The sequence below is a fragment of the Sodalis endosymbiont of Henestaris halophilus genome (assembly GCF_900161835.1).
GTDB lineage: Bacteria > Pseudomonadota > Gammaproteobacteria > Enterobacterales > Enterobacteriaceae.
On sequence record NZ_LT897836.1, the window covers coordinates 859,271 to 876,335 of the forward strand.

Sequence of the window (17,065 nt, forward strand, 5' to 3'; positions counted from 1 at the left end):
TATAAATTTCTTTATGATACAGCATCATACACATCCAGACAAGGATGTGTATAGCTATTATAGTGTTTAATACCGGTTTTCTCTGCCGGTTAATCTCGATGACTAGAAGATATCGAGCTTCGCGCTTAGACTAACGCTTAATTTTTAAAGTAATTCAGATAGCGTTTAGCTACATAGTCAGCTTTCTAGCGTGACGATCACAAGCAACTAAGGAAGTTATTATATCCGCTTTAATACCGACGTGCGATATGATCGCGATTTAATAAAGTAGAGAATCATAAATTAAAATCACTCCAGAAATAAGTAAATGGTAGATAATCATTTTCAGGATGTTTATTATAAAATGAGTACCGAAAATAGATTAAGCTTACCTAAGCCTAATTTATTATCGCTACTACATTACAAGCTTATTATAACCCATAGGGTTTGTAGTCACTAGACATAGGATAATGCCATCAGGCCTCACTGATATAAGTGCGATTAACTTTGGTTAATCCCACTATAAATATTGTGAGTGGTCATGGTCTTATGGAGCAATAAAGAGCATCTCCATAGCAGTATTAGGTATGTATTGCCATATTAGCAGTACATAAAAGTTAAGATTTGTGGCTGTTAAAGCAAGTGAACTCAGTGTATGAGACAACATAAATGCAGAATTTGCATCTTTGGTCAGGTCAAACGCAAAACTTGCGTAGCAATAGAGATATGGTAAAATTTAGAACAAGAACTATCGTTACATTTCAATCATATAAATAGTATGGGTAAGTGAAGGAGAGCAGCTGCAGTAAGATGCCGTTGCGTTACGCTAAGCTAGTTTAAATTGGGCGGGCAATCACTGTGCGGTTTTCCACCTTTACTTCGGCTATCGTGACTTCAAGGATATCTCCTTGGCGGTAGATTTCCTCACCCTTTACTTGCACGGTGCCAGTATCCTGATTACAGACTAGCTCGTCACGCACGCTGTGAACAAAAGTAGACGGGATGAATGCCACCGCACCATTATCCAGTAAGCGTACTCGCATACCGCCCCTTGAAATATCAAAGATTTCCGCTGTAAAACAGCGGCGGCTGCCAGCTTGTGACTGTAGAAAACGAGCGTATAGCCAATCTGTCACATCTCGTTCAGCCATGCGATTTTTCCTGCGTCGTTCGGCAAGGAGGAGCGTTATATCTTCACTAGGACGCTCTGCTTGACCAATGCCAATCAATGACTTGAGCAGCCGGTGATTGAGCATATCGCTGTATTTACGGATCGGCGAGGTCCAGGTCGCATAAGCATCCAGCCCCAGACCAAAGTGTGGGCCAGGTGCTATGCTAATTTTAGCGAATGTTTGAAAACGGCGGAGGAGACTGTCCAAATAGGTGTTGGGCAGAGCAGCTAGCCGCCGGCGTAAAGCGCAAAACCCTTCTAATGTCAAAAGTTCGGTCGAATTTACATTAATGTCGTGGTTACATAAGACGGTCACTGCTTGATCTACCAGTAGTGGATCAAAGCCATGATGCACATTGTACAGGCCATATCCTAAGTGATCGCGTAATAAGCGCGCTGCACAGATGTTAGCAGTTATCATCGCTTCCTCTATCATACGATTGGCGATACGGCGCGGTTCGACGATAATATCATTTACGTTGCCTTTATCATCTAGTACAAAGCGATAATCAGGGCGATCCCTGAATACTAGAGCGTGATGTTGACGCCAAGCATTTCGTGCCTTACAAACATCGTGCAGCAAGCGAATCTGATTTTCTATCGCATCGTTTTCTGGTCGCCATCTACCGATATTTTCTAACCAGTCGGAAACATTCCCATAGACTAGTTTTGCCTTGGATTCTACCCAGGCGGTAAATAAATGTACGTCGTTGGCCAGAGTACCATTCTTCCTTACCGTAATGCGGCAGACTAATGCTGGGCGTCGTTCGTGAGCACGTAGCGCGCATAGATCATCGGACAGCATACGTGGTAGCATGGGAATATTAAAACCTGGTAAGTAATTAGTAAAGGCGCGCTTACGGGCAATACGATCTAACTGGCTGCCGGCCAACACCCATGCGGTCGGATCAGCTATCGCAATGGTCATAATCCAGGAACCGTCTGTTTTGCTAACCAGATGAATTGCATCATCCATATCTTCAGTGCTAGCGCTATCGATAGTTATAAAATCTAGCGCGGTTAGATCTTTGCGCGCTGGTCCGTCTTTTTCCTGCAGTACGATTCCTTTCGGCATTGTTGGCGCCGTCCTCTCAAGATTATGGCGGGCAAGAGTAATCAACCAAGGTGCAAAGTGGTCATCGGCGGTAGTGACGAGCGCGATTATTTCTGCATAAAAATAACGATCACCATTCAACGGATGGCCGCGCATTTCTGCAACTGCCCAGTCGCCGGTTTGAAAGGTATAACTATCGATGCGAGGTGGCAGTATTGCGATAACTTCTTTAATAAAAGGATGGTCTGGCACGACGGTAATACTATTGGCTTTAACCTGAACCTTCCCTACAAAACGCGTTAAAAACGGTTTGATCAGTTTTTCTGGTTCCGCAATCTCACGATCTTTTTCCTTACGTATTACAGCAGTGATTTTATCGCCATGCATAACCATTTTTATAAAAGGTGGTGGAATGAAATAACTTTTTTGGGCGTTCACTTCAAGGAAGCCAAACTTTTTCTCTGTGCTTTTTACTACGCCTTCAACACGCGAGGACTGAGAATGCAATTGCTGTTTTAGCTGCGCAAGCAGCGGATTATCTTGAAACATAATGTCCGGGAAATTGAATTAGATTAGGTCTAATCTAAGCAACTAATTATACGCGATTTAGTTTTCGTCGGGAAGTCTGTCAGGTCATATGAAGATAAAAAATACTATATATAAACGTTAAACGACTTTTATCCGTAGTTGTTATAAGCGAGTGCCTCTCCTACCCTACCAAATTATGTGCTAAATAACCAAAGTTGCTCTTGGTATTAATTTGATCGTTATTGCATTGGGGTGCGATGTAAAGGTGCTAACTTTAAAGATTAAGAATGTTATCAGCAGGTTTACCTAAGAATAATAGATAGTCAATTTTCCGCGCCTTTATGTTGTAGTTGACTATCTTAATGCTCATAGTTTTACGTGACAGATGTCCTTCCACAGAATTTTATATTGATTAGATCGCCTTTTTTGAAGTGTGATTACCATAAGATCTTGAAGGTAAATACACATTGTTGATCGCTGATCGTAAATGCTGCTATAAATACCATCAATTACATAAATCATAGTACAATGCTGATTGTGAACGAATAGACTAATGCTAAGAATGTTGATCAAAGAGGTTTTAACATACTGTCTGAGTTGTTCAACGAGGAGTTACCAGCGCGTTGAAGCAATATGCTGCAAAACTTATGAATTTAGCATAGCATTGATTAAATGAATTTAGGTATTCGTCGCTGTCGGGATTTTGCTAGGATTTGCGGCGGTGATGCTGATCCTCGTTATTATTAGTGATGATTTCTCAGGTACAATATCAGTACTTAATTAATGGCTTGATTTAACAAATGGCAAACTAGTTGTTTGTCATCTGTTATTGTTTTTGCGGTAACCAGTACTATTATTACATTTCGCATGTAGAGGTTACTACTTCTAGGGTTGCACAATTTTTTATTATGACGATTATTACTACCGTTAGTGTTTTAATTGAGCACGGAATATCGTAAACTGAAACGGTGATGTACTCACACACTAAGTGCACTTATGCAATTAACATTTTTTATCTTCATTATATTATATAGTCGATGAGGTGGTCGTCGACCGGATAGAGTGTGGTAGTTCTGCATAATCTCTTCTATACCGTGGTGCTGTTTACTGTCATGAATTTTTTAGCGGCTGCCGCTTTTTTAACATATCTTACTGTTGTAGTAGTATTGTTGAAGCCCGGATTTTTATTCATTTGGCTCGCTCCTAACACAACAATTGTCTATTATGGGATAAAATGATTGGCAAAAGCAGCTCTCTCTCTAATAGAGATGTCTAGTTTTTTAAACGGCAACTGATCCAAAACATAACCCGCACTATATTTTTCAATAAAAGGGGCATTTTACTTCCATCATCAGTATGGTCACATTAGACAATACATAAATTAGACGTATCGTTTGATTGTATTTCATACATGACTAATTTATTTTGATCTTTTAAGAGGTCAAAGTGGATTCGTCATTCCCTGTGCTTGTCTTACTAAGGATAACATTTATCCCATTATTTTGAGTTTGCAGGGGGCTTGGTTAGGGGCACAGTATCAACATGCCGGCTAGAGTTCTATTTTATTTTTTCGCTAGTACTGTAATATTTTCTGCGAAGTAATAAACGGCTGCGCGTTCATGTTGAGGAATTATGTTACTTATGATGATAAGCAATTTTAGGACTACTTTCTAAACGTTAGTGATATTTAATGCTTTTGGCGGTATGTTATGCCCCATTTATTATGGGGTGATCAGCTTGGTTATTTCCCCTTATTAAGATATGGAAACTCTTTGGTCAGGCAGTGGGGAGAGTAGCCGTAGCCGTCACAAGAAAAGTAAAACGTTCGATAAGCGTTTGTAACTCATTTAAATAAACTTTGATAGCAGCAAAATATCGCTTATAAAATATTGTGTTACCTGTTTGCGCGTGCTAGTGCGTTATATGCAATAGTTGGTTAATTGAATGTTGATTTACACCAGGTACAACTGTGTCTAGCTACTAAGCTGTATTAGTTATTTATAGTTCTTATGCTTAAGAAATTTCTCACAACGTTAAACGGTCTATAAGCTAATATAGTTGAGTCGAGTGAAATAGTGATCAGGTTTATATCCCCGTTTACTTTCGCGCCGCTATGTAAGTGCGTGTGTAACCGCGGTTCTAGATTAGCTCTTAATTACAACATAAGAGCTATCTGCTTGATAGCTAGAGGAGATTTTATAGTTCAGTACCTATTAAGATTTGGTTAGGTAGTGAAGCGATTGTCGCGCATAGCATATGTTTGTATCACGGATACAGTGGATAATCCTTCTCAGGTTAGTATAACATACTGTTTATTAAGCGCTATATTAGCAGTATTATTTTTGTCGACGATGCTGTCACCTAGCTAATGTTTATGCTTTGAATACAAGGATAGGATATAAAATTATCTACCGAGGCAACAGTTTTTAGGCCTTACTCTAAATTAGGTAAATGATAGCCTAGGCGCATCAAATTATTTGATTTATTAAAAGACTTAACTGCATTTAATGTCCTCAAATAAGTCATAAGCATCCTGCACTAAATAGTGCGTTATACCACACAATATCGTAACTAAAATAGTGCATATTGTAGCCGCAGTTGCTGCATTAAACGTAGATGTTATCTGTATTTCCGTGACCGATAGATATGCTAAGCGATTACGATTAATAAAGTAATTTATTAATCGTAATATCTATTATGAAGATTGGTTTTCAACTAACATTGCTAAAAAGCTGAAGTTTCATAGAGACACATTTTTAAGTTATGGATTAAAGTTGGTTTTTACCTAATGTTTTTCTCTGATTTTTATCGTTATATAAATGCAAATGTCTTCAATGTTACCCACATTGTATTATTCTGAAAAGTTCCTAGATTTTTACTACTGTAAGAAAATTTTACCAGTCTATGCGGTTATATAACGCGGCTCAGTCGTTTATTATAGCGATTTGCCGGTTATTACGCCGTCATTAATTAAAATATCCCGATCGTCAACATTATAGTAATTAAACAGAATAGACTGATGGCTATCGGTACCATATTTAATTTAGTATGCATACTAGTCAGTGCAAGAGTGATTTTACAGGGATAGCTCCTTAACTTAAACAAGGTGCAGTTTACTAAGAAAAAAGGCACACGAATGCCCAAAACTAAGATAGTATAAGTGAAAATTGTAACTGTGTTACAGTAACATGGCAAAATAGATAAATATATTTTGCTAAAATTCTCTTGTGGAGTTAGGGTATATTTCGCCCCCGGTTAAGTCATCCAAGTTAGAGATTAGTTTATGGCGACGATATTAAAGCCCCCATCTACGTGTATTACCTCGCCAGTAATACCTGCCGATAAATTAGAGCAAAGAAAGGCGGCGGTATTGCCTACATCTTCAATGGTTACTGCTCGCCGGATGGGTGACACCGACTCGCAGCTGGATAACATATTTTTGAAGTTTGCGATGCCCGACGCAGCAAGTGTGCGAATAGGTCCCGCAGAAATAGCGTTCACCCGAACATTTTGTGGGCCCATGGCGTTAGCCATGTAACGGGTGTTAGCCTCAAGACAAGCTTTGGCCAATCCCATTACGTTATAGTTGGGGATAGCACGTTCCGCACCCAGGTATGTCAGCGTCACCAGTGAGGAATTAGAATTAAGCATTGGCCGGCAAACCTTAGCCATGGCGACAAAACTGTAAGCGCTGATATCGTGTGCGATAGCGAAACCTTCGCGGGTCACAGTGTTCACATAATCTCCATTTAATTGTTCTCGAGGGGCATAAGCTATTGCATGCACGAAACCGTCAAACTTTGGCCAAATATCGGCCAGTATATTAAACATTGCTTCAATGCTAGTATCTTCCTTCACGTCGCACGGTAGTACGATACTGGAATTGAATTCGTTGGCAAACTTTTCTACACGTGGTTTCAATTTATCATTTTGATAAGTTAAAGCCAGTTCTGCACCCTCACGGTGCAGCGCCTGAGCAATACCGTATGCAATTGAACGGTTACTGGCAATTCCAGTCACTAAAATACACTTACCAGTAAGAAAACTCATAGTATTAATCCTTGTGATCAATATTGCATGCAATTGTGTGCTCCAGCAAAATACCTGCCAGCAACGTTTGGCGTTGATAAGCCTACTAACTGTAGCATAATTTTTATTTAAGTCTAGTTATACACCTCGTGCGTCAGAGTATAATGAGAACGCAACGACAGCGCGAGACATAGAATATCAGTTGGCGTTATAATACATCGCCGAATGTCTGCAGTCATGGTTTCCTTTAAATTAATTCGGCATCATAAGTCAACTGTTTAAATTCTGCAGTGCTCTACAGCATAAAATGTTTGTAACAACGGTAGCTATGTTGAATCTGAAAAATTGAAAGCTGCATTCCAGGTAAAGAGGACAAATAACACGTATTGTTAGATATGCTAAGGTTCATATCGATAAAGCAAGAAGTCGTAGCTTCTAACCTAGAATGTACAAAATTTATCGTGCTGTAGGATTAATTGAACATAACCCAGTTTTGAAACAAGTGATTAATGGCTGACTAGCCACAATGCCAGGTAATTGCCGAAAAAACAAATGTAGTTTTGAAGAGCAACGGTAGTTTCTGGTCATTAGTCATGAAATACGGTTTACTAGCCCCATCCAGCGCTTAGTAAGTATCGCGTTTGACTGATAAGCGCTAATAAAATATCACCAAGCAAATTAACATATTATTGTGTGTCGCGACGTACTAGCGAAATTATTTTACGGAGGCCCTACAATGAAAGCCTAAAAGCAAATTGCCATCAACGGAGAAATCTTTATTTTTAATAAGCTATGAGCATGAAATCTCCCATAGTTGAAGCAGGTAACGCAAAACTATTATTTTCTTATATCTGATAGATATTGTTTTTAGTAAAAATCGTTATTTATGTAATTTACATTATTAAAATATAGTTTCGCTTCTTCAGCGAATACTATTGATTAGCGTTGTGGCTAGCCGGATACTGCCAGTGTTGCACACGCATACTTATGCACATAAGCGTCTACCGGCGAAAAGCAAAATGTTTAAAGCAATCTTTGCATAATGCAAGATGATGACATCATGCAGTAATTACTTTTGGGTGAGCGACGACTACGTATATTTTGAATAGTTTTGTATCACTCTGAAATATGCACCGGTATAGCTGTGAAAATGCTTCTCTATGGGAGGAACTCTGGTTTCCCTTGGAGAAAGCTTCTTTATTTAGCATAGTATAATAAGGAATTATTACTTATAATAGTAGCATGTGGTATGTAGTTCAAGGTCAGCGGCAAGAAAACGAAGACGTATGCTATTAATGATGCATAAATATATTATAAAACCGCAAAATCTAGCTTAAAATAGTTAATTATATCAAACGAAGTACTAAATTGATAAAATTATGGTTAAATTTGTAGCATAAACCTTTTCATGATATAAAGTAACACAAGCGATAAATTAGACTTTTATATGTAATATAAAATTAATGATACTACCAGTATCTGGTAGTATGTAGTAGATAATTATGGCAAATTATTTTTGGGTAAGGAATTGATTTTGATATTTTATCACTCACGCCTTCTAGGCATGATCAGGAATGTATCAAATAATTACCGTAATTATAAAGAGGTTCGCTAACATAATAACACATGTTATATTACATGTAATTATTAATGAGAAATTACAAATACAATATCGTAGATAATTTAGGTAACGTATTGATATATAGTAATATGTAATGACTTTATAAATTAAATTAATTAATTATAAAGTACGGTTTACTTAATTATGTGCATATCCTTATCAAAATTTAAAAATAAGTGCATTAATAATAATTAGACTTTAATGCTTTCACGTTATTAATATTTATATATTTGCATTGATAATGTATTTGATTGCACTTAATTTATGTTTTATTATTCTAGTTTAGTAAGTTTTATTAGTTCAAAAGCGTAATATAGAAGAAAAATTATTTACTAGTAATTAATAGTAATATCTAATATTCTTCACATTTATAACTATTCTCAAGCTAAATTATGCAATTAGTTGCATTATGCTTCTGAATTTAACCTATTAATATTTAGGTGATAAGCATCATGTCATGCACATAAATTTTAGTATTTTGCTGCTGATTATTAAAAAACTATAAAGCACCACACCTTGTATCAAGTAATAGAATACTAACACAATCACTTCAGTGAAGTGATTGTGTTACCTCAAATTCTTCAGGGATAGCTAATGTGCAAAGAATTTGCTATTGAATATAAACTCATAGTAGACTCTACTAATCTGCAACCAATACTACACTCTGCTAAAGACAGAGCTATGGTCATCAATGTTAGATATTTTAACATCAATTTCTGGGGCAATATCCTTCGTTTCATAACAGGTCAGAGCACAAAACTAGCTAGGATTGCTATCGGCACCTAAACAGATTTAAATTATAGTTCTGAAGAACAGAAGGCAACGCACTTATAAATATAGTGCAATCCTTAAGGTGTTACTGTTCTTATTGCTCTTAGTATTAAATGCACTGCAAGGTTTTTAATAACTAATAAACACATATTTTAGGATATGGTTGTGCCAGATTTTGGTATACAACTTTAAAACTACCGCTCTATGTTATTGCCTGACCGCGAAAGCTTGATGTTTAGAGCGTATTAAATAAATGCGATATAATGAAATAAGTCTTACTATAGTGATAGATCCATTAGGATTAACAGCCTAATTTTTATCACAACTAATGCCTATGGTTTAAGATAATCAATTGATTATCTTGCTACTTTTGTATAAAAATCTGGCAATCGCCAAATATCGATTTACAAACATAAATCTTAGATGCAATTAATAATACATTGAATGCTTAATCTTTTTTACTAAAATGCTCACAGCAACACTCTCTAGGAAAGTTCTTATGAGGTGATATGGCTATTTAGTTAGACTGTAGAGGTTTTAGCTTATATGGTGTGGCATGGGTTAAATTTTTTATTTATAAATCGATAGGCTCTTAAACATGTCGATTTCTCCGGACTTCGCATGAATTGCTTAAGGCGCCGCAGATAGCGTATAGGGAGAGATATATGGTCAAGACTTCTAGTGTGGCTTTCTATAGCACCAAAATGACCTCTACTGTAATCAGACGGTAAATACCGGTCAATTTTGTGATGTTAGCGGATAACACAAAGCAGAAGACAGCGAGTTTACTCTGCGGGGTAAGTATTTCCTTAATGGGGAAACGAACTTCAAGCGTTTAAAGATAGAATGGATGTATATAACAGTTTGCTAGAGCATTACCGAAATCGATCTACTATAATAAGCCATGATATCATCTTGGTGTTAAAGTGCCATAAAGTTTTATTAATATAATAGAGGAGGTTAATGTTAAATAAACCAGAGCGATAGTTTTATTAGCATTAACGTTTAGATACGATAAACAAATTTGCTTGTAAATTAAATTCATTTAAATAATTTCCTTAGTTGATTTTCAAATTATTTATATGCTACTTAGCATTGACTGCTCAATTGTGGTTGACAGATAAGCTATCATTTTCTTAAGGTATACTATAATAAATTAAGAAAATCAAGAAGGATGATTAATTAGCATATTATCGATCATTAAAAATAATGCAATTTATATAAATAACAGTGGCTAGTAAACATTTAAAGTAATAAATTACAGATGAAATTGCTTAACTAAATCGTTATATCAATTCTTATTGTGCTGATTAAATTTAATATTTAATAATTAAATTAAATATATTGGCAAGTATCAGTAAATTCTATGCAAGTAAAACTAATAGGGTATGTTTTAATATAATTAGTTATACAGTCAGAGCATTTGATCGATATAGTTAATACACAAAATAACTTTCCTACTACTTCAATCTTAAAATATTTTGTGTTATTTTCTACTCTCCAGAGATTAATATAAACTTACTTTTAACAGTACTAATTAATGTCTTTTGGGATAAGCTTAAATTTAATGATTTTAGGTAGTTTGTTACTTTATTTATCTAATGTAATGCTATTTATTTATATAAATGTTTTTGAAGTTAATAATTTATTATTTATCGCAATAGAATATGTTTAATACAAACATATAAATAGTTAGCTTTCCTTTTTGTCTATATTCTTTTGCCATATATGAATTTATAAATTTCTTGACAAGATATATTTTGCAGTTTTACCAAGTACGTCCTTGAGAAGGACTTAGACAGTTTTCTTAACTAGATTTATTTATATTGTAAGTAATACACTTACATGTTAAACTAACTTTTATCGTATTTTGTATTATTTTATTTAAGATTTGACTATTTAGTTTCGCATAGATGCCTCCTTAAATAAGTAGGCTTATTATTTAAGTTGTGATATTTTGATTTTGCGGATACCTTATTATTTTATTTACTACTTTGCCCTAATTTATTTACACAATACTTTATTGACATAACATAATCTTTATTTGATGACACGTAAGTTGTGCATTTTATCATTTATGTAAGGTACATACGCATCTTTGAGGACACTCATTTTTTAGTTTTCTTAGTGTTAGTAATGCATATATTAATATTTGAATTTTATAAATAATTACAAGAGTCATCTTTGTTAGAGTTATGGGAACATCTTATTTAGTAAATTATTAAAAGAGTGTTTACCACTTTAACATACTACTTTTAATTCAAGTGCAGTTGATTTATATTCCTGAGATTAGTTATAAGTGCAAAGATCAGCATAGTGAATATTAGTAACATTTTTGCTTATTTAATTAATATTTTAATATTCTTTTACTAGATTAATATGGTATTGATATATATCCTTTCATTTGCTAGTATTGTCATACTAACATTATATTTTCTTGCGCTTATATAGTTGATGTATTATTTTGTTACATATTAATATTTTCGCAATATTTTACTATACCTACAATATATCTATACTAGCGACTCTTATCTCTTCCCAAGATATAAGTTTGTATTAACTCCATCGCATGACAAAATATACAGTAGTATTAATTTTAATAAAAGCTACTTCTCTTTTTACAGATAATATTATCAAAACATAGAATTATGACTGAATCAGCGGCACTAAGAATTTTGTGTTATTAACCTGACGTACTCCTACAATAATTCAATTAAATATTGAATTCAGGTGACAGTTAATGCATGCAATCGCATATTTTATATATAGTTATGTTTTGTATAGCAATAATAATTTATATAGGAATTATTAGATAACATAGCTATGCGAGCTATGTCACAATAACTAAATGCTGTGCAATTTTATGCAATTTTACGTGGGGTACATTTTACTGCCTACTATAAGGATGGACATCATCTGTTGTGAAAATAGTATTATTTACTAGATAGCTTAGATTCTCTTAGAATCATATAGAACTCAGATTAATGGGTACTAAATTGCTTACCTTATACATCAAGTCAAAAGATAGGTTTTGAAGTTTAGTTCAACCTTATTGAATTCACTGCATAATTTGCTTCTTTCCTCTCCGCGATCACAGCAAGATAATTTTTAGTTAATTTTAATTTTGCCCGCAAACCTCCGTTTTAGGCGTTCAGTAAACTTATGTATCTTTTGTTTTATAACAATTTATTAATTTATTTTGTTTATTAAATCTAGTAGTTATTATGATTTTCGATAAAAAAGTAGGTGCTTCTCAGCAGGTAAATCAATAGTTAAAAATACAAAAACTAAGGGTTTATTTTATCTCTCAGCACTCTGTACAGCTTTCAATTGTAGTGTTAAATAGCTCTTTTTGGTAAAAGGCTTCCCCCAACTATTTATTATCCAAATTAAGAGATTTTTACTAAACATCGAGTAGAAAACAGTTGATACTCGTGATATTAAAACATTTTAGGTCAAAAGGTGAAAGTTTCTTCTCTGAAAGATAGCAAATTTGCTTGCTGTGATGATTTAATTCATAAATGAAATCATATCATTTCAGATATTTTTAAAAGCGACTTTGTAGCGTATGGGATCCTTACTTGATAGTTAAGTTATAGTATGTTTACTTGCGGTTTGTAATAACATAGAACCTGTAATATCAAATGGCACAATAATTGTTATAAAATACATATTAAAATAATAGTAGAAGGTTAGTTTTATGTCATCAGTTAGAATAACTCTGAAGACAGTTAAATAACTTTCCGTCGATCTAGTGATAAATTACTGATTCCGTATCTTTAATTATACTGCGCATAAAGATACAATTAACGAAAATTATATGTAATTATTAATTTTATCTTTTGATTTTTATTGTTTAGATACTTAAATTCATTTAATGTTTTATTTGTTGAAGAGGTTTTTATTTGTGTTTCTGTTTATGTTAACCACATCCTGGTTACACCAGATATCTAATGCTACCATAATAGTATTTATTCATTATTACGATAAAAATAAACAAAATGTTAGTTAACATTATATTAATAAATATTTAATTATTTATTTAAATACTTTACAGTATTCTAGAGGTATTAAAATTGAATTATCTTTGATTTCATTTATAATGAATTAATAAACTTTATTTCCAATTTATGTAAGTCATAAAACGTATAAACTTTTTTAGATAAATCAATGGTTTAGTTAGTTAATACATAGCTTATATATCAATGATTGTAATTTCTGCCTGCAATTTGATCTATGATAGCGATAGTGTCTAAATGAAATAGCGTGGTGACGTATGCTCTATATCAACACTAGCTACCACATCATTATACTATTTTGGGGGTATTGCAGCAATTATCGTTTGTAATAATTAATTACATCGTAAAAGATAATAAGTGTAGTTTTTAATAAAACATTACGGAGCTGAATAAGTATACAATTAAAGCTTAATGTTATGTATTTGCAGGGATATTAAATTGAACCCAAAGCTATAGCAATATCTGTGTTGATAAACAAAACGTGGTAAAAACACAACAGTATCACTGTTTTATTTAAGTTTAGCAGACAAGACTGCAAAGCACATTATTATCCTTAATAAGACATTAAGGATAGGTATCTATATAGCAACTTGCTTATTGAATTTTAAAGACTAATTTTATAGCTTAGCGTATAAAACTTTATTTATGGTAAAATCTTAATAACTGCATAAATGCTATGTAATTTAAAATTAGAAAACATATGAGTAAAATTTATTTATGATAATGTTTAGGTCGCATTTTAATTTTACCTAAATATGCAATTTGCATGTGTATGCTATAGTTTATAACTATCATGTAATAAATTACAAGTAACGCAAGTACAAAGAAATAGTTACCTACATCAAAGATAGTTATGAAATTAACAATTACGTTATTTAACGATCGTTATTAATGATTATTAATAATCATTAATAAATATATAAATTAACCATTATGCCATATAGAAAATAAGCAACTCAATAGGTAAGTACGTAAATTAAATATTTGACGATATATGCAGTAATTAAACCTACTGCTAATATAATAGTCTACTGCTTTATTAACTAAATTTACATATTGTGGTCAAATGCATATAGGGCTTTTAATAACAGGCTTTATATCTGATCTTTATGCTGCTCTTGAAACTAGCACCACATTTGTTACGAACAGCAGTGATATATTATTTTATCTCGGCGCAATCAGTTTAAGTAAATACATTGGCCGCTTCATTCAAGTTACGTACTATAAGAAAAAATAACCTTGGTGTGTTGATTAATAGTTTAACTGTTTGTAGTTTTCTGATATCAGTTATATACTACATGCAACTCGAGTTATAAAGGATTTACCGGTGATGATGAAGTGTAGATTATCTGCAAGAAGCTTCCTACATGCGATAGACCATAGCTTTTCTACACCAACTAGATTGAAATAATGTTGATCACATATTATGAATTAAGTTCTAGTACTAAATAGTAAAAGTATAGTGTTCTAAATTTGTTTGAAATGTATATTGAAGTTTTTCTACTTTCAAGTAGAAATTGATTTGATTAATTTTACACAATTATTTTGTTTATATTTTTATGTATGATGTAGCCTCATAAATTTGATCCAGTTATTTATGGTTGTATGAGGTCTCATAATTACATTGATTTGCAAGAAACTTAATTATACAAATATAATTTTTAAAAGTCATATGCTATGACTGGTTGCAAAATTATAAACCACAGAAAGCATAATAGATAAGTAGTTATAGCATTAATCTAGTAATAATTTATTCAGTATGACTGTTGAATAAAATAACTAATATGATGTATTTGACTCTAACCTTATATATTTTATAGCAATAGGGTGTTTGTTATTGTTTTAACAAACCAGTGATTATATGACAGTTTATAGCATGATTCTTTCTTTTAAGCACCTGAATTCCTCTATTTTTGCAGTAAAGGTTTACCCTAAGTCATCTCTAGTTGTTTCCTACTTTAATTTATCTAATAGCGTTGCCTCGGCGCCAGCCGATATTTACTGCAAACATAGTAGCTCTATCTTGGTCGCTTTTGTATAGTAATATTAATCCTAATAAGACTAACTACGTAGTTTCTGGGTTATCTGAAGTGCTTTTAGGCTTATCGAGTTCAACACGAGTGTGCTACTCAGTTTAGTTTCCTAATTAGGGACAAACAAATCTAACAATAATTTATTATATAAGACTAGCACTTTTCCCGTGCAATCTGTACTTGACAGTACCTGACTAAAATAGATATGGGTTTTGTCACTGGGAACCATTAGGAAAGAAGATAGAGTATTTTAATATATTATTAGTTTTTCTTGTTTATAGGTATAAACCGTTATTTAGCAACTCACTATAACCACTTTTATCCGTTGTTCGGAGAGGGCAAAATTCAATAGCCTATTTTGATCCGTGTGTGTATAGATTACGTACAGAAGTGATGCTGCTAACTTTGGTAGAGCTAATCGTTTAGCATAGAACTTTTTTATTATACTGCATGTGGTTGCAGTATGTTTATTAACACGTTAAATATCAAGTTTGGTTGTCAGGTAATGTTATGAGCGGTAGCAATCTAGATACGCATCAAAATTTAGTGTAACGATACGAAAGGGTCTGAAGCTCTGAATTTTTTATGTAATTTTAGTGTGGTACTGGTGAGTAGATTACGAGTCTACATTCAGTTGTCAATACTTCAGTAATTAATGTACTTAAATAATTTGAGTTTAATATAACGCTTCAACTTTTTTATTAAACCAATTTTAGTACGCTACTACAATTCTTATTCAATTGTTTGACTATAAGGCATTTACATATCACACAGTTTGCGAGCATATTTAACCATGCCTGCTATGCCTTTGCCGATTTTATTAGCAATAAATATCTCTGTGTTTTTCAAAAGATTAAATTAATGATCTTATATCTCTTAGGTAATTAAACTAGTTTATCCCATTTGAGATAGACGTCAAAGATGTCTGGAATATTTTATTGCACGTTAACGCACGTTACCGTATTAAATGTTTACTTATAAAGTATACTGTTATTTAATACGTGATCGTTATCAATAGCTGATATGCCCTAGAAGGGTGTTAATGCTAGTTTTTGTACTACACACCTTGAAGTTCTACGCTTACCCATTTAATAACAAAAGAAACACTGAACCGAAATAACTTCGCTAGCGTAATATGAATTACGCATATAATGCCCCAAATTAACTTTATATTTTCAGAGGATAAATACGTTTCTTGATTACCAACTGTGATCTTCAAGTGTGTTTCACACGAAACGTACTTATTAAATTAAATAGTTATGAATCAATCTGTAAACTACAATAGCAATGATTATTTAAAGATGGTAAATATCACTAAGATGAAATGATTATTCTGTTTATAACACTGGATTTAATTAATACAAATTATCTTAAATAGAGGTAATGCATTGAAATAAATTTCAGCTTTCCAAAAGGTTGATGTAATAGATGTAGTTTTAATACATGTAATGTGTATAATATAATATATCTTATAAGTTAATCGTATGTATATAAGTTACGAATATAAATTAATTATAAAATAATTTAAGGTGTAAGACACGTGGCAATTTACGAAAATTTCGTAGTGTTTGATATAGCCTAACGTATATATAAATTGTCAGCATCCTTATTTAAATTAATTATCGGCAGTATTTAAATATGAGTACACGTCACACTTACTAAAACACGAATACGAAATTAATGTATTATAATAATAACTAAGCAATTAACTAATTAAGAGTGTCATTTATACTTTAAACTCATAATGTTGACATCTACATTAGCCATGTTAACTATAATAATTGATATCATTTCTCATAATGCCATCCTAATCATTTTCAAAATGTGATTCTTTACCGTGCTCCGAAAGGCGTTTAACAA

General features: G+C 33.1%; 2 protein-coding genes. Both read right to left on the reverse strand.

What is annotated here, in order from left to right; translation table 11 throughout:
• Nucleotides 1-815 precede the first annotated feature (815 nt).
• Nucleotides 816-2,753, reverse strand: a complete 1,938-nt coding sequence (locus HBA_RS01760) for an exoribonuclease II (protein ID WP_097032326.1) — start codon at nucleotides 2,751-2,753, stop codon at nucleotides 816-818.
• Between the two features lie 3,255 nt (nucleotides 2,754-6,008).
• On the reverse strand, nucleotides 6,009-6,782 hold the full coding sequence (fabI, locus tag HBA_RS01765) for an enoyl-ACP reductase FabI (protein WP_097032327.1): 774 nt from the start codon (nucleotides 6,780-6,782) through the stop codon (nucleotides 6,009-6,011).
• Nucleotides 6,783-17,065 lie beyond the last annotated feature (10,283 nt).

Bases quoted from the DNA above. Each gene is read 5' to 3' on its own strand.
- fabI (WP_097032327.1), bottom strand. From the start codon at position 6,782: ATGAGTTTTCTTACTGGTAAGTGTATTTTAGTGACTGGAATTGCCAGT.
- HBA_RS01760 (WP_097032326.1), bottom strand. From the start codon at position 2,753: ATGTTTCAAGATAATCCGCTGCTTGCGCAGCTAAAACAGCAATTGCAT.